The following is a 22598-nucleotide window of genomic DNA, read 5'->3' on the forward strand; positions in this document are numbered from 1 at the left end:
ACTCGAAGCCGGGTCACAAAAGCCGGGTAACGATCCGTGGCTTTCCGTCCGGCCGTCAGGCCGGGCGGCCCCTGCCCGACCCCCAAGGAGAGAGCTCCGCCCCCGATCGGGGACTGCCTTCCCCGTATCGTTGCGATCCTAAAGCAGATACCAATTCAGCCCTCGTGTTCTCGACGGACGCTAAGCGCCGCCATTGGCTGCCCATATACGGATGTCCGCTGTGCGGACGAAAAGGACGTTCGGCGTTCTCCTCGACCTATTGTTCTCCGAGCAATCCCGCCTTGTGAAGTGCGGCACGAGCCCGAAATTGCAGTCGACCGCGCCGCTCTCTCTCCTCATCCGAACGTACGTCTTCGGCACGCCAATTCTCTGATAGCCATAGCAAATCATCGGGGTCCAGCCACAGGGGCACCCGGCCTTTCTCACGCTCTGACTGATCATCAGTTGGGACTACAGCGCGTGGCATCGGCTCTCCTCAAGTGTCTTCGTTGAGCGTGTAGCATGTGCATCGGATGTGAGTGCAATGGGCTCAAAGCTGACGAACGTCCTGTCGGCGACTAAGTCCCTTTCTTGCCCGCAATCGTCGACAGTTTCGAAAAAGGGGCGTTTAGACAAACACCCCTCTCCTATTGGGGAGCGGTCGCCGCTCACCCCTCGGACAGCTTCTCCAGCCGTGCCATCAGGGCGGAGGTGTCCCAGCGGCCGCCGCCCATCGACTGCACGTCCTTGTAGAACTGGTCGATCAGCGCGGTGGCGGGGAGGGGCGCGCCCATCGCCTCGGCCTCGGCGAGGCAGATGCCCAGATCCTTGCGCATCCAGTTCACCGCGAAGCCGTGGTCGTACTCGCCCGCGAGCATGGTCTTGTGGCGGTTGACCATCTGCCAGGAGCCGGCCGCGCCGCCCTGGATGACGTCGACCACCGCCTCGCCGTCGAGGCCCGCCATCTGTGCGAAGCGCATCCCCTCGCTCAGACCCTGCAGGAGGCCGGCGATGCAGATCTGGTTGACCATCTTGGTGAGCTGGCCCGCGCCGACCTCGCCCATGCGGCGCGCGAGCTTGGCGTAGGCGTCCATCACCGGCTCGGCGCGGTCGTAATCGGCCTGCGCCCCGCCGCACATGATGACGAGCTGGCCGTTCTCCGCCCCCGCCTGGCCGCCCGAGACCGGCGCGTCGACGTAGGCGATGCCCTTGCCGCCCGCCGCCTCGGCGAGTTCGCGCGTGACGCCGGCCGAGACGGTGGTGTGGTCGACGAAGAGCGTGCCCTCGCCCATGCCCGCGAAGGCGCCGTCCTCGCCCAGGCAGACGCCGCGCAGGTCGTCGTCGTTGCCGACGCAGGCCATCACGATCTCGCAACCCTCCGCCGCCGCGCGCGGGGTGGACGCATGGCTGCCGCCGTGCTTCCCTGCCCAGGCTTCCGCCTTCGCGGCCGTGCGGTTGTAGACCCGCACCTCGTGTCCGGCCGCGGCGAGATGCCCCGCCATCGGTGCGCCCATGACGCCCATTCCCAGAAACGCGATTCGAGCCATCCCGGCCTCCCTTTGCATCCGTGCGTTCCGGTGGTTAGACCGCCCGCGACCGAAGGGGTCAACAGGAGGTCGCATGGAGCGCGTGTTCCGCTGGACGTTCCGGATCGTGTCCGGCCTCATGCTCCTCGCGGGGCTGCTGATCGCCGGCGCGTTCTGGCTCGCGTCGCGGTCGTTGCCCGAATACGACGCGACGGAGCGGGTCGCGGGCCTCTCGGCCCCGGTCGAGATCGTGCGCAACACCCACGACGTGCCGCACATCTTCGGGGAAAGCGACGCGGACGTGTTCTTCGGGCTGGGCTACGCGCATGCGCAGGACCGGCTCTGGCAGATGACGCTGATGCGGCGGACGGCGCAGGGCAAGCTCTCGGAGTTGTTCGGCACGCGCAGCCTGCGGACCGACGAGCTGATGCGGCGGCTGGGTCTCTACGACGCCGCCGTGCGGAGCGTGGATGCGCAGGATGCGGAGACGGCCGCGATGCTGGAGGCGTATGCCGCGGGGGTGAACGCGCGGATCGACGTCATCAACGCGGATGCGTCGGGGCGCGGGGCGCCGGAATTCTTCCTGTTCGCGCCCGAGATCGCGCCGTGGCAGCCCGCCGACAGCATCGCGCTCGTCAAGCTGATGGCGCTGCAACTCTCGGGCCATGTCGGCTTCGAGGTGCGGCGGGCCCGCGCCTCGCTCGTCCTGCCCGGGGACCGGCTGCGCGACCTGCACCCGGACGTGCCCGGCGACGGCACGGTCGCGCTGGCCGCCGACCTGTTCCCGACGCTGACGCCCACGGATTTCGCCGCGGCCGGGCCGGACCCGTTCCTCTGGCCCGCGCCGCCGCCCGACCTCGCGGGCGCGTCGAACGCCTTCGCCGTCGCCCCGGACCGTGCGGCGGCCGGCGGGGCGCTGCTGGCGAACGACCCGCATCTGGGGCTGCAGGCGCCGACGCTCTGGTATCTCGCCCGGCTCGAGCTCGCGACCGGCGGTGCGATCGGCGGCACGCTCCCGGGCATTCCCTTCGTGCTGCTGGGCCGGACGCCGCACCTGGCCTGGGGGCTGACCTCCAGCTATCTCGACGATCAGGACGTGGTGATCGAGGAGCTCGATCCCGACGACCCGTCCCGCTACCGCACGCCCGACGGATGGGCGAAGTTCGAGACCGCGCGGAGCATCCTGCGGATCGCGGAGGCCGACCCGGTGACGCTCACCCTCCGGCGGACAGAGAACGGCCCGGTGCTGACGGGGCGGCAGTTCGACCTCGGCACCGTCACGCCGCCCGGGCATGTCGCCGCGCTGAACTGGACCGCGCTCTCGACCGAGGACACGTCGATGCGCACAGGGCTCGAGCTGATGCGGGCCCGGACGATCGAGGACGGGATCGCCGCCGCCCGCCATTTCGTCGCGCCCGCGCAGAACCTGACGCTGACCGACGGCGAGCGGGTCGCGATGACGCTGATGGGCCGGCAGCCCGACCGCGACCCCGACCACCAGAGCCAGGGCCGCATCCCCGCGCCCGGCTGGATCGAGGCGAACCGCTGGCGCGGCCTGAAGCCGGCGGAGGACAACCCGGTCTGGGACGACCCCGAAGGCGGGATGCTGGGCAACACCAACAACAAGACGACGGACGCGCCCTTCCCCGACCATCTCAGCTTCGTCTGGGGCGACAGCCAGCGGGTGCAGCGGATGCAGCGGCTGATGCGGCAGCGCGACGTCCATACGCGCGAGAGCATGATCGAGGCGCAGCTCGACATCGTCTCCGGTACGGCACGCGCGCTGCTGCCGCTGATCGGACGCGACCTGTGGTTCACCGGCGCGGCCGCGGCCCCCGGCACGCCGGAGCGGCGCCGCGAGATCGCGCTGGAGCTTCTGGCCGCGTGGAACGGCGAGATGTCGGAGCACCTGCCCGAACCGCTGATCTACGTGGCCTGGATGCGGGCCCTGCAGGACCGGCTGATCCGCGACGATCTGGGACCGCTCGCCGACGAATACACGCGGATGGAGCCGCTCTTCCTGGAACGCGTGTTCCGCGACGTGGACGGCGCCGCGGCCTGGTGCGACGTGATCCGGTCGCGGGAGACGGAGACCTGCACCGAGATGGCGCGGCTGGCGCTCGACGACGCGCTGCAGTTCCTCGAGGAGGAATACGGCGCGGCGGTGGAAAGCTGGCGCTGGGGCGACGCGCACGAGGCACGGCACGACCACCCGGTCCTGGGCGACGTGCCGGGGCTCGGCATGGTCGTGAACATCCGCCAATCCACGTCCGGCGGGGACAACACGCTTCTGCGCGGACGCATCGCGGGCGTCCTGCCGGAGCCGTTCGTCAACGTCCACGCGGCGACCTATCGCGGCGTCTACGATTTCGCCGATCCCGAGAGCAGCGTGTTCATCACGTCCACCGGGCAGTCGGGCCACCCGCTGTCACCGCATTACGACGATCTGGGGGAACTCTGGCGGCGGGGCGAATACATCCCAATGACGCTCGATCCCGAGCTCGCCCGCGCCGGGGCGGTCGGGATCACCCGTCTCGTTCCGCGCTGAGCGCCTTCGCGAGCCGCGGCAGGCGGGCGCGTTTCAGGAGCGGGCGAAGCGGCATCGCCTCGCCGGAGAGCCGTTCCGCGGTGGCGCGCACGGTCTCGACATCGGCGGCCATGCGGTCGGGGTCGGTCTGCCAGAGGTCGAGGAGGAAGACGTCGGGCGAGCGGAGCCGGATGCCCTCCTCGGCCACGTCCCACTTGGGGAAGTCGCGCAGGTTCAGCGTGACCAGAACGTCCGCCCCGGCATCCGAGGCGGCGGCGAGGACGTGGACGTCGTTCGCGTCGGGCAGATACATCCGCGCCTCCGTCCCCTGCCCCGGGCGCACCTCCGCCTCCGGGAAGGCCGCGCGCAGGAGCGCGATCTCGCCGCGGGCGACCACCTCGCCGCCCTCGATCTTCCGGGCCGCCCGCGCCCATTCCTCCAGCACGCGCGGCGACCAGAGCGGCCGATAGAGCCCGGCGCGCGCGCAGCCCACCAGGATCTCGCGCAGCACCGTCGGATAGAGGACGCAGGCGTCGAGGAACGCCTTCACGGCAGGAGCCGGAAGGTCAGCGCCTTGAGGTAGCCGCTCTCGGCGAGCTGAGGATGGACCGGATGGTCCGGCCCCGCATAGCCGGTCCGCACGAGTTGCGACGACCGACCCGCGCGGCCGATCCCGCGGATGCAGGCGGCGTGGAACTTCGACAGTTCCGCCGCATGGCTGCAGGAGCAGAGCGTGAGATAGCCGCCGGGGGCCACCAGCGGCGCGGCGAGGCGCGCCACCCGTTCGTAGGCGCGCAGGCCAGCCGTCAGCGCGGACTTCGCCGGCGCGAAGGCGGGCGGGTCGGCCACCACGACCTCGAAAGTCGCTTCCTCCCCGGCCAGCGCCGCCATGATTTCGAACGCGTCGCCCTTGCGCGTGGCGAAGGCCGCGGACGCCCCCATCCGGTCGGCCCCCTCTGCCGCGAGGTCCAGCGCCGGGGCGGAGCCGTCCACCGCCAGCGCCGAGACGGCGCCGTGGGCGAGCGCGGCCAACCCGAAGCCGCCGACATGCGCGAACACGTCGAGCACGCGTGCGCCCGTCGCGAGTCCGGCGACGAATGCATGGTTCGGCCGCTGGTCGTAGAACAGGCCCGTCTTCTGCCCGCCGGTGAGATCCGCGATATAGGTCGCGCCGTTCATCTCCACCGGCACCGGCGCGTCGAGCCCGCCGGCGAGCCACCGGCTCTCCGCGTCCAGCCCCTCCGTCGACCGCGCCCGGCCCGTCGCGTTCAGCAGGACGTGCCGGATCCCCAGCGCGGCGAGCCCGGCGACGAAATCGTCCAGATGCGCCTCCGCCCAGACGGCGTTCGGTTGCAGGACGGCGGCGTCGCCGAACCGGTCCACGATGACGCCCGGCAGCCCGTCGGCCTCGGCGTGGACGAGGCGGTAGAACGGCGCGTCGTAGAGGCGGTCGCGATGCCCGGCGGCCATGCGCAGCCGGGCCGCGATCCACGCCGCGTCGATCGCCGCCTCCGGATTGCGGTCGAGGATACGGGCCGCGATGCGCGACTCCATGTTGATCGCCGCCAACCCCAGCGGCGCCCTGTCGGCATCGGTCAGGACGGCGATCGTACCGGCATCGATCGCCCGCGTCCGCCGGTCGGCCACGACGTCGTCGCGGTAGACCCAGGGGTGGCCGTGACGCAGGCGGCGGGCGTCGGCCCCGGGCTTGAGGCGAAGGACGGGGCGGGGTGCAGCGGTGTCGGGCATGGTTCCCTCTAGACCGCCCCCCCGGACATGCGAAAGGCCCCGAACGGGGCCCTTGCAAACTTATCGCAGGCGGATCAGGCGTGCGCGGGCCGTGCGAAGAGGCCGCGGAGGCGGGTCGCGAAGGTCCGGCCCAGTTCGCGCATGTAGGCGGCACGCATGGCGCGGGCTTCGAGTTCGTACTTGTGAACGTCCAGATATTGATGATCGGTCATGGCGGGCTCCGTAGGTCTGTCGCGACGGGGTTGTCCGCCGCTTCCGTTGACCCAGAAGTATGCCGCGGTGCGGCATATCACAAATGCCGGTCCGGAAACGCCCCTATGCGCTGAGCGCAAGAAGCTTTACGAAAGGTTTCGGACGGCCTGCGCCGTCTCGCGCGCGCCCTGCAGGATCCAGCCGTGCTCGGAGGAGACGACGAACATGGTGAAGCCGTGCTTCGCCCAATCCGCCGCCATCCCGACATTCGGAACCCAGGTGACGAAGGTCTTGCCGTTCTCCGCCGCGGCGCGGCCGACACTTGCGATCGCCGCGGGCAGATCCGGGTTGTCGAGGCTGTCGTGCCCGTAGGCGACCGACAGGTCCGACGGCCCGATGAAGAGCCCGTCCAGCCCATCCACCGTCGCGATCCCCCCGGCCGCGTCCACCCCGACCGGCTCCTCGATCTGTCCGAGCACGACCGTCTCCTCGCGCGACCGGGCCAGAAGATCGGGCATCCGTTGCGTGGTGTAGCCGGCCCAGCGGGTCGAGCCGGCATAGCCCCGTCCGCCCATGCCGAACCGTGCGGCGCGCGAGACCGATTCCGCCTTCGCGACGCCGTCCACGTGCGGGACGACGATGCCGGTCGCGCCCATGTCAAGCACGTCGAGGATGCGGGCGGGGGCGCCGTCCTGCACGCGCACGAGGACGGGGAAGTCATGGGCGCGCGCGACGGCCAGGCAGGCATCCATCGCGCCGCGGTCGAACGGCGCGTGTTCCGCGTCGAGCACCGCGAAGTCGAGGCCGGACAGGATCAGGACCTCCATCACGGCGACGTTGGGCGTCTTGACGAAGGTTCCGGCCAGACGCTCGCCTGCCCGCATCCGCGCCCGAAGCGCCCGCCTCTGCTCCGCCATGTCCGGTCCTCCCGCCCGACAGGTTGCAGAGGCGCGGGCGCGGCGCAAGCCCGTCAGGGCAGGTCGGGCAGGTCGGGCAAGTCAGGCAGGTCGGGCAGATCCGGCAGATCCGAGGTCCCGGGCGAGCCGGGCAAATCCGGCAAATCCGGCAAGTCCGGCAGGTCGCCGAGCGCCCCCTCCGCCCCCGGATCGGACAGGCCGAGCGCCGGGGCCGATCCCGGCCCTCCTGCGGCGATCGCGCCGGCGCCGAATTCCGGGTCGTGCCCGGCCTCGGCCGCGTCCGTATCGCCGGGAAGCGCCGCGATCTTCACCGCACGCACGCCGTTGAGCTGCCCCAGCCGCGCCGAGAGCGACGCCCCGCGCGGCAGGCGCGCGCGACCGGGGATGGTGACGCCGGAGGACCCACCGTGCAGCGACAGTCGGCTCAGCGCGTTGGCGTCGATCGGGATCAGGTCGCCGACCTTCATCGTCACCAGCCGCGACAGCGGCAGGCGCACCGGCGGCAGCACCGCCTCCAGTCGCACCGGCGCCTCCATCGCGGCGGCCTCCATCGCCGGCGCCCATTCGCCGCGCGGGTCCGGCTCGTCCGCGCTGGCGCGGGCCGCCGCATCGAAGGGCAGGACGAGCGAGAGGCCCGCCTGGCGATGCCCGTCGCCGAGCTCGATCTCGAGGTCGACTCGGAGATAGTTCGCCGCGGTCAGGATCAGGCCGAGCGAGGCCGGCCCGGCGATGAAGCTGCCGGCGCGCAGCGCGCCGGGGCACGGCTCGCTCGAATCGGCGCGACGCAGCGCGCGGACCTGATCGAGCAGGGACAGCACGAAGGGCTGCGCGAGCGCCGCGTCGATCCGCGTCGGCCGACGCGCCGGCCGGCCCGGCCCCTCGACCCGGCCGATCGTCTGGACCTCGATCAGCGCGTCGGTCAGGGCCGGGTGGAGGACGAACAATCCGGTCCGCGCCGCGAGCGCCTCCGGGGACGAACCGCCCGGCGCGGTCGCGTCGTAGCCGTCCGGGTCGAGGAGCAGGCAGAGCGCGCGGGCGTCGAACCCGTCGAATGCAGCGTCCGCGTCGACGCGCCGGGCCGTGCGCTCCCCCGTCGAGAGGCCGAGACCGTCCATCCTGTCGGCCACGCGCAGGACGCCGGTGGCCATCGCCCGGGCGAGATCGGACTCGGAGACCAGCCCGGTTTCGGCGACCGCCGCGTTCGGCGCGGCCATCCGGCGCAGGAGGTTTGTGTCACGTTCTGCAGACATCGGGCCTCGAGGGATTCTCTCGCGGCTCTCTCTGCGCGATCGACGTTAACAAATCTTTTCCCGTGCCGTTCATTCGGCCACCGCGGCCTGCGCCACCATGCGCGGCAGCCGCACGCGGAACGTGGTGCCGCGCCCCACGGCGACATAGGCGATGCCGCCGCCCAGCCGCGCCATCACCTCCCGGCAGATCGCCAGGCCGAGTCCGGCCCGGCCGGTTGCGGACCTCTCGCTGAGGCGCGCGAACTTCTCGAAGATCAGGTCCCGCGCGTCCGGCTCGATGCCGCCGCCATTGTCGGTGAAGTCGACCGTGACCGCCTCGGCGACCGCGACCCGGATCGACAGCGTCGGCCGCGCCGCGTCGCAATACCGGGCCGCGTTGGTCACGAGGTTGATGAAGACCTGCGCGAGCCGGTCGGGGTCGGTCTCGACATGCACCGCCTCCGCGACCGGATCGCGGTCGATATGCAGGCCGGTCTCCCCGGAGGCCGCGAGCGCGCGATCGATCACGTCGCGCAGGCTCACGGCGACGCGGTCGAGCACGACCTGCCCGGATTCGAGGACCGACAGGTCGAGCAGGTCGTCGAGCAGGCGCGTCAGGCGGCGGCTCTCCTCGAGGATGATGCCGGCGTAGCGGGCCCGGTCCGTCTCCGGCACGTCCTCCTCGCGCAGGATTTCGGAGAAGGCGCGGATCGAGGTCATCGGCGTGCGCAACTCGTGGCTGACCTGACTCAGGAACGCGTCCTTCTGCCGGCCGAGCGCGGTGAGCTTGGCGTTGGCCTCCCGCAGTTCCCGGGTGGTCCGCGTGAGCTCGGCGGACTGCGCCTCGAGCCGGGCGGAGTATTCCATGATATGCGCCGTCTCGTCGGCGACGGCCAGGAGGTCCTCGACCGAGACGGGCGCGTCGCCGGTGATCCCGCTGACCATCGCATGCGCGGTCGCGGCACCGACCGACCCCGAGAGGCGCCGCTCCAGCCGGTCGAGCAGTTCGGGCGTCGTCTCCGGCAGGTCGCGGTCCCGTCCCTGCCGGCGAGCCTCGCCGAAGAAGAAATCCTGCGCCTCGCGCGCGCCGAGGATGCGCTGCGCCATGATCAGGAGCTCGTCCGCCTGCGCGGTGCCGCCGCGATGACCGCGGGGCTGCGCCGTCCGGTCGAAGACATGCACGAAGCGCGGCGCCTGCAGACGCTCCATCGGCGTGGGCGACGCGACGAGGGAGACGAGGCAGAAGACGAAGGTGTTGAGGCCGAGCGACAGGATCACGGCCGTTACCAGCGGGTCGCCGGTCATCCCGAAGAGCGAGGACGACCCGAGCCAGCCGATTCCGAACGGGGCCTCGAGCGCGGCGACCCCCGGCAGCAGGACCGGCAGCAGCATCGTCCAGCCCCAGATGGCGAAGCCGGTCACGATCCCCGCCGCCGCCCCGAGCCGCGTGGCGCCCGACCAGAAAAGCCCGAACGCGAGGGTCGGCAGCACCTGCGCGATGCCGACGAAGGAGATGAGCCCGATCGAGGCCAGCGCCGCCGTCCCGCCGGTCGTCCGGACGTAGAGGTAGCTCATCGCGAGGACGGCCAGGATCGAGATGCGCCGGGCGCGCAGCACGACGGCGCGCACGTCGCCCGAGATGCTGGCCCGCCCCTGCCCCTGCGCGGCGAGCCAGATCGGCATGACCACGTGGTTCGACAGCATCGTCGCGAGCGCGACCGAGGCCACGATCACCATCGACGTGGCCGAGGAGAAGCCGCCGAGGAAAGCGAGCAGCGCCAGCCCGTCGCGCCCCTCCGCCAGCGGCAGCGTCAGGACGAAGAGGTCCGGGTTCGACCCCGCCGGCAACCGCGCGAGCCCGGTCGCCGCGATCGGCACGACGAAGAGGCACATCGCCATCAGGTAGGCCGGGAAGGCCCAGCTCGCCGTCACCAGATGCCGCTCGTCGGTGTTCTCGACCACGAGGACCTGGAACATCCGGGGCAGGCAGATCACCGCCGCGCCCGACACCAGGATGAGCCCCGCCCAGCGGCCCGGCGTGGCGGTCCAGTCCGCCACCGGTCCCGCCGCGATCGCCGCCCGCGTCGCGCCGATGCCGTCGTTCAGGCCCCAGACGACGAAGGCGCCGACCGAGAGGAGCGCGAGGAGCTTCACCACCGCCTCGACCGCGATGGCGCTCACGATCCCCTCGTGCCGCTCGCCCATGTCGAGCCGCCGCGTGCCGAACAGGATGGTGAAGATCGCGAGCCCGACCGCGCACCAGAGCGCGAGCCCGTGCAGCTCCGACGCGTTGGTGCCTGGCGCCGCGAAGACGCCGAAGGCGAGCGTGATCGATTGCAGCTGCAGCGCGATGTAGGGTGTCGTGCCCACCACCGCGAGCAGCGTGACGATGACCGCGAGCGAGGTGGACTTGCCGTAGCGGCTCGACACGATGTCCGCGATCGAGGTCACCCGTTCGGCCCGTCCGATCCGGACGAGCTTGCGCAGGAACCACCACCATCCGACGAAGACGAGCGTCGGGCCGAGATAGATGGTCATGAACTCCAGCCCCGACCGGGCCGCGTAGCCGACCGCGCCGTAGAACGTCCACGCGGTGCAGTAGATCGACAGAGACAGCGTGTAGACCGTCGGTCCGCGCAGCCAGCCACTGCGACCCCGCGTGGACTGGCGCTCGCCGGCGAAGGCCACCGCGAAGAGGAACGCCACGTAGCCGAGGCAGATCGCGACCAGCAGGTTGAAGGTCAGCGTCACGACGGATCGTCCGCACCGCCCGGGCGCGCGTACCGGCGGGCGATCCAGAGCGCGAGGCCGATGAGCGCGAGCCACGAGGCGAAGAGGTACGTGAGCCACGGCACCGTCGCCCCGTCCCCGCCCGCCCCGTCCGACAGGACCAGATCGGGCAGCAGCACCAGCGCCGCGCCGAGGAAGGGCAGCAGGCGCGCCGCATCGATCACCCGCGCGCGCGCGCGCCGGCGGCGCTGCGCGTCGGTCGCGGGCGCGTGGCCGGTCACGTCGCGGCCAGGTCCCGCACCGCGTCGAGGATCTCGCGGTTGGAGAACGGCTTGGTCATGAACCGATTGACGCCGAGCGCCTCGGCCCGGGCGCGGTCCTTGGCCTGCCCCTTCGCGGTCAGCATCAGGACCGGGAGGTCGGGACGCGGGCCCGACCGGATGCCGGACAGGATGTCGAAGCCCGACCGGCCCGGCAGCATCACGTCGAGCACGACGACGGTCGGCGCATGCCGCGCCACGGCGTCGAGCGCGGTCGCCCCGTCGGAATGGGTCGAGACCTGCCAGCCGTCGCGCTGCAGGATGAAGCCCAGCGCCGTGGCGATGTTCGGCTCGTCCTCGATCAGGAGAACGCGGCCCGGCGGCCGCCCGCTCGCCGGGCCGGGTTCGGTCGTATCGGTCAAGCCTGGCCTCCCTCCGGTCGTGGCTCGGGCGGAGTGTTCATGGCGTCGTCCACCTTGTCCAGCCTCGCGGTCAGCACGCCGGGCTCCCGCCGGGCGGGACAGTCCACGCGCGGGCAGACCCGGCATCCCGGCCCGACGGGGATGGCGCGGCCAGATGCCGATGCGTCCGCGACCGGGGTCAGAAGCATCGTCGCCCGGACGATCGATGGTTGCCCGAAGCGCACGGGCGGGGCGAGCGTCGCGATGGCCTGAGCCTGCCAGGCCGCGCCGTCCGGCATCTCGATCGTCCTGTCGATCAGGTGGCCGGGCGCGGACAGTGCGGCATAGACCGGCCAGAGCGGGCAGCCCGCACCGACCGGCGACGGCGGAAACCCCGCCACGGGCTTGCGCCGCAGCACCGCCCCGGCAGCATCGCAGACCAACAGACCGCGGGCCGGATCCCGGGTCCCCATCCGGCGCAGGACGAGCGCGACGTCCCCCTCCGCCGCCTCGAACAGGTCGGCGGGCGTCTTCGCTGCCATCACGACGCTCCGCGGCAATCGCGCCGCATCCGCGGCGTCCCCGGCAAGAACGTCTGCCGCCATCTCCCGCGCGACCGGGTCGGCGATGCCGGCCACGAGATCGGGGATCGCATCCGCACCAGCATCTTCGAGGCGATCGAAACGATGCCCATGCGCGTCGAGGAAGCGTGCGACGGTCTCCGCGGGCAGCAGGTCCGTCTCCGCCAGCGCAGGCCGCGCGTCGAAAAGGCCCCGGACCATATCCGCCCGTTCGGCCAGCCGACGACTGTCCTCGTCCAGATTGACGTGGAACCGCGCGAGCCAGTTCGGGTCGATCTCCGGTGTCTGGGCGAGGATCGAGGCCATGGACCGAACGGCAGAGACCGAGGACATCAGCTCATGTACCGCCTCCGCGAGCGTCGGATCGTGGGTCAGACGGTCCGTGAGCGCGTCAATCCTGCGGCTCTGCGCCGCGTTCTCCTCCGCCTCCGACAGGAGAAGCCGCGCCCAGCCGGGATGCCGCCGCGCCAGATCGCCGGCCTGATCCAGCGCGCGCGCCTCCGTGCCGCGCAACCCCGCCAACGTCTGCAGCGCATCGACCAGCTCGGCATCCCCCTCCTCGGCGAGCGCCGCGCGATCGGTTCGGAGCGCCGCCGCGAGCCGGGACAGGAGCGCCCCGCCGATGGCCCGACGGTTGTGCTCGATGAGGTTCAGGTAGCTGGGCGAGATACCTGCCGTTGCGGCAACTTCCCTCTGCTTGAGGCCGAGCGCCAGACGCCGTTCCCGTATCCTGTGTCCGGTCGGTGTGGCTCTTGTCACGAAACCCCCTGATTTTCCTTCGATGCTGCAAGTGCGCGAGAATGAGTTTACAAATCTGTTTTTGTAAGTGTCATCTTCTTTACAAGAAAATGAAGCTTGTTGGATAGCTTGTTGAAGTCGGACGGATCCTCGCCGGATAATGTCTTCGATCCGTCGACAGGACGGACCACCGGCGGCCGATGGGAGAGGGTGCCGGCGACAAGAATACAGGGAGGGTCCTCATGACCAGATCGCACTTCACCCGGCGTGGCGTGATGAAGACAGGTGCCGCCACCGGCGCCGGTCTCACGCTGCCGACCATCTTCACCGGCGCATCCCGGGCGCAGGAGCAGGGCTTCACCAACGCGCCGACCGGCGACACGGTGACGCTCGGCTTCAACGTGCCCCAGACCGGCCCCTATGCCGACGAGGGCGCCGACGAGCTGCGCGCCTTCGAGCTCGCCGTCGAGCACCTGAACGGCGAGGGCGACGGCGGCATGCTGCAGACCTTCTCCTCGAAGGAGCTCGACGGCAGCGGCATCATGGGCAAGCGCGTCGAGTTCGTCACCGGCGACACGCAGACCAAGTCCGACGCGGCCCGCGCCGCCGCGCAGTCGATGATCCAGAAGGACGGTGCGGTCATGATCTCGGGCGGCTCCTCGTCCGGTGTCGCGGTCGCGGTGCAGGGCCTCTGCCAGGATGCCGGCGTGATCTTCATGTCGGGCCTCACGCATTCCAACGACACGACCGGCAAGGACAAGAAGGCCAACGGGTTCCGACACTTCTTCAACGCCTACATGTCCGCCGCCGCGATGGCGCCCGTGCTCGAGAGCCTCTACGGCACCGACCGGAAGGCGTACCACCTGACGGCCGACTACACCTGGGGCTGGACGCAGCAGGAATCGATCGCCGCGGCGACCGAGGCGCTGGGCTGGGAGACGGTCGAGAACGTGCTGACGCCGCTCGCCGCGACGGACTTCTCCTCCTACATCGCGCCGGTCCTGAACTCGGGCGCCGACGTGCTGGTGCTCAACCATTACGGCGGCAACATGGTCAACTCGCTGACCAACGCCGTGCAGTTCGGGCTGAAACAGGCGCAGGCCAACGGCAAGGACTTCCAGATCGTCGTGCCGCTCTACTCGGAGCTCATGGCGCGCGGTGCGGGCGAGAACATCGCCGGCATCCCCGGGTCGCAGAACTGGGACTGGAAGCTCGAGAACGAGCGCGGTTCGCGCTACACCGGCACCAATGCCTTCGTGCAATCCTTCGGCCAGAAATACGGCTTCCCACCGAGCCAGGCGGCCCACACCTGCTACGCGCAGACGCTGCTCTACGCCGACGCCGTGACACGCGCGGGCAGCTTCAACCCCTGCGCGGTCGTCGAAGCGCTCGAGGATTTCGAGTTCGACGGTCTGGGGAACGGGCCGACGCTCTACCGTGCTGCCGACCACCAGTGCTTCAAGGACGTGGTCGTCGTTCGCGGCAAGGAGAACCCGGACAACGAGTTCGACCTCGTGGAGATCGTCGAGGTCACGCCGACCGAAGCCGTCACCTACGAGCCGGATCACCCGATGTTCGCCGGCGGCGAACTCGGCGAGTGCAACCCCGGCGCCTGATCTGAGCCTGACCGGTCGCGCGGGGCGCGGCCGGTCCCCCGGGCAAACGGTCGGGCCACCGGCCGGTCACCGCCCCGACACCGGCCTTCCGGCGGGCGGTCCACGTACCCGCTCCGCCGATCCGGCCGTACCTTCAGGGATACCGTCCAAATGGAAGCCTTCCTGCTCCAGATCCTCAACGGGCTCGACAAGGGGTCGGCCTACGCGCTGATCGCGCTCGGCCTCACGCTCATCTTCGGGACGCTCGGCGTGGTGAACTTCGCGCATGGCGCGCTCTTCATGCTGGGCGCCTTCGTCGCCGTCACGATGAGCCGCCTGCTGCAGCTCAGCCACAAGGCGTCGGAGCCGTCGGGGACGGACTTCCTCGGCAATCCGCGCTACGAGGACGTACTCTACGTGCAGGACATCTTCGGCGCGGAGCTTGGACAGACGCTGGTCGACTGGGCCGTCCCGGTCTCGATCCTCGTCGCCATCCCGGTCATGCTGCTCATCGGCTTCGTGATGGAGCGGGGCCTCATCAAGCATTTCTACAAGCGCCCCCATGCCGACCAGATCCTCGTGACGTTCGGCCTCGCCATCGTGATTCAGGAAGTCATCAAGTACTTCTACGGCGCCAACCCGATCCCCACGCCGGCGCCCGACGCCTTCCGGGGCAGCTTCGACTTCGGCGTGCTGCTAGGCTTCGATCCGAACACGATCATCTATCCGTACTGGCGGCTCGTCTATTTCTTCTTCGCCGCGATCATCATCGCCGCGGTGTTCGCCTTCCTGCAATTCACGACCTTCGGAATGGTCGTGCGCGCCGGCATGGCGGACCGGGAGACGGTCGGCCTGCTCGGCATCGACATCGACCGCCGCTTCACCATCATGTTCGGCATCGCCGCCGCCGTCGCGGGGTTGGCCGGCGTGATGTACACGCCGATCAATCCGCCGAACTACCACATGGGCATGGACTTCCTCGTGCTGAGCTTCGTGGTGGTGGTCGTGGGCGGCATGGGCTCCCTGCCCGGCGCGGTGCTGGCGGGGTTCCTGCTTGGCATTCTCGAGAGCTTCGCCTCGACGACCTGGGCGACGACCGCGGTGCCGGGCATCAACCAGATCATCATCTACCTCGTCGCCATCGCCGTCCTTCTGACCCGTCCGAGGGGCCTGATGGGACGCCGCGGCGTGATGGAGGAGTGACGCCATGACCGACCAGACCGACTACACCCCCGTCGCCGCGCAGCTGCCCTCGCGCAGGGCGGCCCGCGACACGATCCTCGGGTTGACGCGCAAGGATTTCGGCCTTCTCACCGTCGTGATCGCGCTGACGATGCTGGCGCCGTTCCTACTCAACCCGTTCCCGTCGAACTCGGCCATGGCGCAGTTCAACGCGGGCTACCCGGACCTGATGCAGCGCTTCGTCATCTTCGGGATCTTCGCGATCGGCTTCAACATCCTGTTCGGGCTGACCGGCTACCTGAGCTTCGGTCACGCGGCCTTCCTCGGCGTGGGCTCCTATTCCTGCGTGTGGATGTTCAAGCTGCTGGGCTACAACGTCCTGCCGGGCATCCTGCTTGCGATCGTCGTCTCGGGGCTCTTCGCGCTGCTGATCGGCTACATCTCGCTCCGGCGTTCGGGCATCTACTTCTCGATCCTCACGCTCGCCTTCGCGCAGATGTCCTTCGCGCTGGCCTATTCCGTCCTGTCGAATCCGTCGTTCAACCTGACGAACGGCGAGACCGGCCTGCAGGTCTACACCAACGACCCGCAATGGTTGCAGGGCGACGGGCCCCGCGCGCCGCACATCTTCGGCCTTGCCATGCGGGAAACGGAGACGCTGTCCGTGGGGGCGTGGAACTTCCAGTTCAACGCCGGCTACTACCTCTGCGCCGTCGTTATGATCATCTGCTTCTACCTTTCCGTGCGCCTGTTCCGGTCGCCCTTCGGGATGATGCTGCGCGCGGTGAAGTCGAACCAGCAGCGGCTGAACTACACCGGCGTCAACGCCCGGCCCTACACGCTCGCGGCCTTCGTCATCTCGGGAATGTATGCCGGCCTCGCGGGCGGGCTTCTTTCGGCGATGGACCCGCTCGCGGGCGCCGAGCGGATGCAATGGACCGCGTCGGGGGAGGTCGTGCTGATGACGATCCTCGGGGGTGCGGGCACGCTGATCGGCCCGGTGCTCGGCGCGGGCTTCATCAAGTATTTCGAGAACATCTTCTCGAAGATCAACGAATCCACGTTGCATGCCTGGTTCGCCTTCCTGCCCGACGGACTGGAGGACGCGCTGGTGGCGATCGTCTATCCCTTCGTCGGCAAGGGCTGGCACCTGACGCTCGGGCTGCTCTTCATGCTGGTCGTGATCTTCCTGCCCGGCGGGCTGGTGCAGGGTGGAAACAAGATGGCCACGATCTTCCGCCGCGACCGCAAGGGCGGCGGGGTCGAGGACGACGCGGCGGCGCAGCGTCAGGCGGGGGAGTGAGCCGGATGGGCATTCTCGAGGTCAAGAACGTCGGTAAGCGGTTCGGAGGGCTTCACGCGCTCTCGGACGTGAACCTCTCGGTGGCTGAGAACTCGGTTCACGCGATCATCGGGCCGAACGGCGCGGGCAAGTCCACGCTCCTGAACTGCCTCGTCGGCAAACTCATTCCCGATACCGGCTCGGTCAGCTTCGACGGACAGTCGGTGCTTGGCCGCAAGCCGCACGAGATCAACCAGATGGGCATTTCCCGGGTGTTCCAGACGCCCGAGATCTTCGGCGACCTGACGGTACTCGAGAACATGATGATCCCCTGCCTCGCCAGACGCGACGGCGCCTTCGCCCTGCATGGCTACCGCGCGATGATGCGCGACCGGGAGATCGTGGACCGGGCCGAGCACATGCTCGAGGACATGCACATGATCGACAAGCGTGGCATGCATGCGGCCTCGATGTCGCGCGGCGACAAGCGGCGGCTCGAGATTGCGATGTGCCTCGCCCAACAGCCGCGCCTGCTGCTTCTTGACGAGCCGACGGCGGGGATGGCGCGCGCCGACACCAACAACACGATCGAGCTTCTCAAGCACATCAAGGACAGCCGGCCGATCACCATCGCGATCATCGAGCACGACATGCATGTCGTGTTCTCTCTCGCCGAGCGGATCACGGTGCTGGCGCAGGGCACGCCGCTGGTCGAGGACACGCCCGACAACATCAAGGGCCATCCGAAGGTGCGCGAGGCCTATCTTGGCGAGACGGAGCATTAGGGGGACGCGATGAACGTCAATCCGGCATTCGACGACGGGACAGGCCGTGACGCGACCGCGCAGGCCTTCTTCTCTGTTCGCGACATCCACGCCTATTACGGCGAGAGCTACATCGTGCAGGGGATCAGCTTCGACGTGCGGGAGGGCGAGATCCTCGCGCTCCTCGGGCGCAACGGCGCGGGCAAGACCTCGACGCTCAGGACCTGCGCGCGGCTCGGCAACCCCGAACTCAGGCAGGGCGAAATCTGGCTCGACGGTGACGCCCTGCACCGCATGAAGGCGCACGAGGCCAGCGCGGCCGGGCTGGGTCTCGTCCCGGAGGACCGGCGGATCATCCCGGGCCTGACCGTCGAGGAGAACCTCAAGCTCGCACAGATCGCCCCGCCCGTCGGCTGGTCGATCGAGCGCATCTACGAGCTCTTCCCCCGGCTCGGCGAACGCCGCCGCCAGGAGGGCGTCACGCTGTCGGGGGGTGAGCAGCAGATGCTGTCGATCGCCCGCGCGCTGGCCCGCGATCTGAAGCTGCTGCTTCTCGACGAACCCTACGAGGGTCTCGCCCCGGTGATCGTCGACGAGATCGAACGGACGCTCGGCGAGATCCGACGGAGCGGAATCACCACGATCCTCGTGGAACAGAACGCGGTCCGGGCGCTGAAGCTGTCGGACCGCGCCGTGATCCTCGACACCGGCGGCGTCGTGTTCGACGGGACCGCCCGGGAGGTGCTGGATAACGCGGCGCTGCGGGCCGAATATCTGGCGATCTGACCGCCGACGGACCGCCGTTGGCCGGGACTGGCACAGACTGCCCGGGACCGATAGCCCGGGCAGGGAATGAGGGAGATCATGATGCACGAAGACAAGACGTTCGAGCCCGATCCGGACTTTGCCGCCGGCGCGCATATCGACCGCGCGACCTACGAAGAGATGTATGCGGCCTCCGTGGCCGATCCCGAGGCGTTCTGGGGCGCGCACGGGAAGCGGATCGACTGGATTAAGCCCTACGGCACGGTCAAGAACACGTCCTTCGCGCCCGGCAACGTCGATATCAGGTGGTTCGAGGACGGCACGCTCAACGTCGCCGCGAACTGCATCGATCGGCATCTGGCCCAGCGCGGCGAGCAGACGGCCATCATCTGGGAGCCCGATGACCCGGAGGCGGAGGCGCAGCATGTCAGCTACCGCCAGCTGCATGCCCATGTCTGCAAGTTCGCCAACGTCCTGAAGGGGCTGGGCGTCGAAAAGGGCGACCGCGTCGTCCTCTACATGCCGATGATCCCGCAGGCCGCCTACGCGATGCTGGCCTGCGCGCGGATCGGGGCGATCCATTCGATCGTCTTCGCCGGCTTCTCGGCGGACGCGCTGGCCGCGCGGATCGACGGGTCGGAGGCGAAGGTCCTCGTCACCGCCGACGAGGCACCGCGGGGGGGCCGGAACACGCCCCTGAAGGCCAATGCCGACAAGGCGCTCGACAAGGCGTCGACCGACACGAAAGCACTCGTGGTCAAGCGCACCGGCGGCGAGATCGTGATGGTGGAGGGGCGCGACTTCTGGCTGCACGAGCTCGAGGCCGAGGCGTCGAACGATTGCCCGCCCGAGGAGGTGGGAGCGGAGGACCCGCTCTTCATCCTCTACACCTCCGGCTCCACCGGGCAGCCGAAGGGCGTCGTCCACACGACCGGCGGCTACCTCGTCTACGCCGCGATGACGCATCAATACACGTTCGATTACCACGACGGCGACGTCTACTGGTGCACCGCGGATGTCGGCTGGGTCACCGGGCACAGCTACATCGTCTACGGCCCGCTCGCCAACGGCGCGACGACTCTGATGTTCGAGGGCGTGCCGACATATCCGGATGCGGGCCGCTTCTGGGCGGTCTGCGAGAAGCACCGCGTGAACCAGTTCTACACCGCGCCCACTGCGATCCGCGCGCTGATGGGTCAGGGCAAGCGCCTCGTGGAGGGGCACGACCTCTCCTCGCTCAAGGTGCTGGGCACCGTGGGCGAGCCGATCAACCCGGAAGCCTGGTCCTGGTACAACGAGGTCGTGGGCCAGGGCCGTTGCCCCATCGTCGACACCTGGTGGCAGACGGAGACCGGCGGCCACCTGCTCACCCCCCTGCCCGGCGCGACGGCCACCAAGCCCGGCTCCGCCACCCTGCCCTTCTTCGGCGTGCAGCCCGCAATCCTCGATCCGACGACCGGCGAGGAGATCGCCGAAACTGCCGCCGAAGGCGTGCTCTGCATCAAGGACAGCTGGCCCGGCCAGATGCGGACGGTCTGGGGCGACCACGAACGGTTCGAGAAGACCTACTTTTCGGACTACAAGGGCTACTACTTCTCGGGCGACGGCTGCCGCCGGGACGCGGACGGCTATTACTGGATCACCGGGCGCGTCGACGACGTCATCAACGTCTCCGGCCACCGGATGGGCACAGCGGAGGTCGAGAGCGCGCTGGTGGCGCACCAGAAGGTTGCCGAGGCGGCGGTCGTCGGCTTCCCGCACGACGTGAAGGGTCAGGGCATCTATGCCTACGTCACGCTCATGGGCGGCGAGGAGCCGTCCGAGGATCTCCGGAAGGAGCTCGAGGCGTGGGTGCGCTCCGAGATCGGACCGATCGCCAAGCCGGACTGCATCCAGTGGGCGCCGGGCCTGCCCAAGACGCGCTCGGGCAAGATCATGCGCCGCATCCTGCGCAAGATCGCTGAGGACGATTACGGCGCGCTCGGCGACACCTCCACGCTCGCCGATCCGGAGGTCGTGGACGACCTGATCGCGAACCGCATGAACCGCTGAGGCGACGGAGGATCGCGGCGCTTCGCGCGCCCGCGTGATCGGACGCACCCGATCGCGACTTCGGATCGGCGCATGGGCCAACCCGCTCGACGCCCTGTCTACCGGGCCGGTCCGGACCGCGCCTCCGGGCCGCCGCGACCCCGGCGAGGCTGCGCCGTTCGCGCCACGCTACCGCAAAGCTGTGCGCCGGACGCTTCCCCTGACCCTTGGGACGCGTTAGGCCCCGGGAAACACGCAGCGGAGACGGCAATGACGAAGACCCATGACAGCGACGTCGCCTTCATCAAGGCGCTCGCGGAGCTTCTGCGCGAAAACGACCTGACCGAACTGGAAGTGTCGCGCGAATACGGCGAGGACGACGCCCTCAACGTCCGGGTCGCCCGTCAGATCGTTGCGGCGCCCGCCGCCCCGGCCCTGCAGCCGGCCGCGCCCCCGCCACCCGCGCCGCAGGCGCCGTCCGGCCCGGCCATGTCCGCGAGTGCCGCCGCCACGCAGGATCCGGCGCAGGATCCGGGCGCCGTGACCTCGCCGATGGTCGGCACCGCCTATCTCTCGCCCGAGCCGGGCGCCTCGCGCTTCGTCCAGATCGGCGACTCCGTGGAGGAGGGGCAGACCCTCCTCATCGTCGAGGCGATGAAGACGATGAACCAGATCCCGAGCCCGCGCGCCGGTCAGGTGAAGCGCATCCTCGTCGAGGACGGTGCGGCGGTCGAATACGGCGCCCCTCTCGTGATCCTGGCCTGAGCGATGTTCTCCAAGATCCTGATCGCCAACCGGGGCGAGATCGCCCTGCGCGTCGTCCGCGCCGCCCGCGAGATGGGCGTGGCGACGGTCGCCGTCCATTCCACCGCCGATGCCGACGCGATGCATGTCCGCATGGCCGACGAGTCGGTCTGCATCGGCCCGGCCTCCGGCGCGCAATCCTACCTCAACGTCGCGGCGATCGTCTCGGCGTGCGAGATCACCGGTGCCGAGGCGATTCATCCCGGCTACGGCTTCCTGTCCGAGAACGCCGCCTTCGTGCAGGTGCTCGAGGACCACGACATCACCTTCATCGGCCCCACGGCGGAGCATATCCGCGTCATGGGCGACAAGATCACCGCCAAGGAGACGATGCGGAAGCTGGGCGTGCCCTGCGTCCCCGGCTCCGAGGGCGGCGTGCCGGACCTGCAGACCGCCGAGCTCATGGCGGCGGAGATCGGGTTCCCGGTCATCGTCAAGGCGACGGCGGGCGGCGGGGGGCGCGGCATGAAGCTCGCCCGGAGCGCGGCCGACCTCGAGAACGCCTTTCGCACCGCCCGCAGCGAGGCCAAGGCCGCCTTCGGCAACGACGAGGTCTATATCGAGAAGTATCTCGGCACGCCCCGGCATATCGAGGTGCAGGTCTTCGGTGACGGCCGCGGACGCGCCGTGCATCTGGGCGAGCGCGACTGCTCGTTGCAACGACGTCACCAGAAGGTCCTTGAGGAGGCCCCCGGTCCCGCGATCACGCCGGAGCAGCGCGCCGAGATCGGCCGAACCTGCGCCGAAGCCGTCGCGCGCATAAACTATGCCGGCGCGGGCACGATCGAGTTCCTTTACGAAGACGGCAACTTCTACTTCATCGAGATGAACACCCGCCTGCAGGTCGAGCATCCGGTGACGGAGGCCGTCTACGGCGTCGACCTCGTGCGCGAGCAGATCAACGTCGCGGCGGGCCTGCCGATGTCCTTCATCCAGGAGGACCTGCGGCTCAACGGCCACGCGATCGAGGTCCGGATCAACGCCGAGAAGCTGCCGAACTTCTCGCCCTCCCCGGGCCGGATCACGCAGTACCACGCGCCCGGGGGCCTTGGCGTGCGGATGGATTCCGCGCTCTACGACGGCTACCGCATCCCGCCCTACTACGACTCGCTCATCGGCAAGCTGATCGTGCACGGCCGCGACCGGGATGAGGCGCTGGCCCGCCTGCGTCGGAGCCTGGGCGAGATCATCGTGGACGGCGTCGACACCACGATCCCGCTCTTCGCGGAACTGGTCGAGGACCCGGACATCAGGGCCGGAAACTACACGATCCACTGGCTGGAAGACTGGCTCGCGCGAAACCTTGCCTGACGGGCCATTTTGCCGTCCCGATCGACGCGACGCGC

At 69.6% G+C, this 22598-nt stretch carries 19 protein-coding genes; 9 read left to right on the plus strand and 10 right to left on the minus strand.

Translation table 11 applies throughout. The features are described from left to right. Positions 1 to 647 precede the first annotated feature (647 nt). Positions 648 to 1526: an NAD(P)-dependent oxidoreductase gene (locus Q1A87_RS00455; RefSeq protein WP_299645933.1), complete on the minus strand. Its 879-nt coding sequence runs from the start codon at positions 1524 to 1526 to the stop codon at positions 648 to 650. A 73-nt stretch (positions 1527 to 1599) separates the two neighbouring features. Between Q1A87_RS00455 and Q1A87_RS00460 the strand changes: the two genes are divergently transcribed. Continuing rightward, positions 1600 to 4053, plus strand: a complete 2454-nt coding sequence (locus tag Q1A87_RS00460; RefSeq protein ID WP_299645935.1) for a penicillin acylase family protein — start codon at positions 1600 to 1602, stop codon at positions 4051 to 4053. Here the strand turns inward: Q1A87_RS00460 and Q1A87_RS00465 are convergent. From Q1A87_RS00465 to Q1A87_RS00505, 9 genes are all read right to left on the minus strand, one after another. Continuing rightward, the gene (locus Q1A87_RS00465) at positions 4031 to 4582 is read right to left on the minus strand and encodes an RSP_2648 family PIN domain-containing protein (protein WP_299645937.1); all 552 of its coding nucleotides are present in this window, start codon (positions 4580 to 4582) and stop codon (positions 4031 to 4033) included. The genes Q1A87_RS00460 and Q1A87_RS00465 overlap by 23 nt on opposite strands. After that, positions 4579 to 5781 (minus strand): RSP_2647 family RNA methyltransferase, encoded by a 1203-nt coding sequence (locus Q1A87_RS00470; protein ID WP_299645939.1) that lies wholly within the window; start codon positions 5779 to 5781, stop codon positions 4579 to 4581. The genes Q1A87_RS00465 and Q1A87_RS00470 overlap by 4 nt, the downstream gene beginning before the upstream one ends. A gap of 74 nt (positions 5782 to 5855) precedes the next feature. Beyond that, entirely contained in the window at positions 5856 to 5993 is a 138-nt protein-coding gene (locus Q1A87_RS00475) for an RSP_7527 family protein (protein ID WP_299645941.1), read from the minus strand. A 126-nt stretch (positions 5994 to 6119) separates the two neighbouring features. Continuing rightward, positions 6120 to 6890, minus strand: a complete 771-nt coding sequence (locus tag Q1A87_RS00480) for an aldolase/citrate lyase family protein (RefSeq protein WP_299645943.1) — start codon at positions 6888 to 6890, stop codon at positions 6120 to 6122. A 53-nt stretch (positions 6891 to 6943) separates the two neighbouring features. After that, a complete protein-coding gene (locus Q1A87_RS00485) occupies positions 6944 to 8140 on the minus strand; it encodes a flagellar motor switch protein FliM (protein WP_299645945.1) in 1197 nt (398 codons plus the stop codon). Between the two features lie 69 nt (positions 8141 to 8209). Further along, positions 8210 to 10870, minus strand: coding sequence for an ATP-binding protein (locus Q1A87_RS00490; protein WP_299645947.1), 2661 nt, complete (start codon positions 10868 to 10870; stop codon positions 8210 to 8212). Then, a complete protein-coding gene (locus tag Q1A87_RS00495; protein ID WP_299645949.1) occupies positions 10867 to 11130 on the minus strand; it encodes a hypothetical protein in 264 nt (87 codons plus the stop codon). Before Q1A87_RS00495 ends, Q1A87_RS00490 begins: the two co-directional genes overlap by 4 nt. Beyond that, positions 11127 to 11531 (minus strand): response regulator transcription factor, encoded by a 405-nt coding sequence (locus Q1A87_RS00500; RefSeq protein WP_299645951.1) that lies wholly within the window; start codon positions 11529 to 11531, stop codon positions 11127 to 11129. Before Q1A87_RS00500 ends, Q1A87_RS00495 begins: the two co-directional genes overlap by 4 nt. Beyond that, positions 11528 to 12850, minus strand: coding sequence for a short-chain fatty acyl-CoA regulator family protein (locus Q1A87_RS00505; RefSeq protein ID WP_299645953.1), 1323 nt, complete (start codon positions 12848 to 12850; stop codon positions 11528 to 11530). Before Q1A87_RS00505 ends, Q1A87_RS00500 begins: the two co-directional genes overlap by 4 nt. Positions 12851 to 13071: 221 nt before the next feature. On the opposite strand from Q1A87_RS00505, the gene Q1A87_RS00510 reads away from it, so the two are divergent. The 8 genes from Q1A87_RS00510 (at position 13072) to accC (ending at position 22563) form a co-directional block, all read left to right on the plus strand. Then, positions 13072 to 14445: a substrate-binding protein gene (locus Q1A87_RS00510; protein WP_299645955.1), complete on the plus strand. Its 1374-nt coding sequence runs from the start codon at positions 13072 to 13074 to the stop codon at positions 14443 to 14445. Between the two features lie 150 nt (positions 14446 to 14595). Continuing rightward, positions 14596 to 15627 carry a branched-chain amino acid ABC transporter permease gene (locus Q1A87_RS00515; protein WP_299645957.1) on the plus strand — a complete coding sequence of 344 codons (1032 nt, stop codon included), beginning with the start codon at positions 14596 to 14598 and terminating at the stop codon, positions 15625 to 15627. A 73-nt stretch (positions 15628 to 15700) separates the two neighbouring features. Then, complete coding sequence (locus Q1A87_RS00520; protein ID WP_299646513.1) at positions 15701 to 16909, plus strand: branched-chain amino acid ABC transporter permease; 1209 nt, start codon at positions 15701 to 15703, stop codon at positions 16907 to 16909. A 5-nt stretch (positions 16910 to 16914) separates the two neighbouring features. Next, on the plus strand, positions 16915 to 17673 hold the full coding sequence (locus Q1A87_RS00525) for an ABC transporter ATP-binding protein (protein ID WP_299645959.1): 759 nt from the start codon (positions 16915 to 16917) through the stop codon (positions 17671 to 17673). Positions 17674 to 17682: 9 nt separating this feature from the next. Then, positions 17683 to 18438, plus strand: coding sequence for an ABC transporter ATP-binding protein (locus Q1A87_RS00530; protein WP_299645961.1), 756 nt, complete (start codon positions 17683 to 17685; stop codon positions 18436 to 18438). Positions 18439 to 18519: 81 nt separating this feature from the next. Then, positions 18520 to 20469: an acetate--CoA ligase gene (acs, locus tag Q1A87_RS00535; protein ID WP_299645963.1), complete on the plus strand. Its 1950-nt coding sequence runs from the start codon at positions 18520 to 18522 to the stop codon at positions 20467 to 20469. Positions 20470 to 20718: 249 nt separating this feature from the next. Beyond that, a complete protein-coding gene (accB, locus tag Q1A87_RS00540) occupies positions 20719 to 21213 on the plus strand; it encodes an acetyl-CoA carboxylase biotin carboxyl carrier protein (RefSeq protein WP_299645965.1) in 495 nt (164 codons plus the stop codon). Between the two features lie 3 nt (positions 21214 to 21216). Beyond that, complete coding sequence (accC, locus tag Q1A87_RS00545; protein WP_299645967.1) at positions 21217 to 22563, plus strand: acetyl-CoA carboxylase biotin carboxylase subunit; 1347 nt, start codon at positions 21217 to 21219, stop codon at positions 22561 to 22563. Positions 22564 to 22598: the final 35 nt, after the last annotated feature.

Source organism: uncultured Jannaschia sp., assembly GCF_947494055.1.
Classification (GTDB): Bacteria; Pseudomonadota; Alphaproteobacteria; order Rhodobacterales; family Rhodobacteraceae; genus Jannaschia.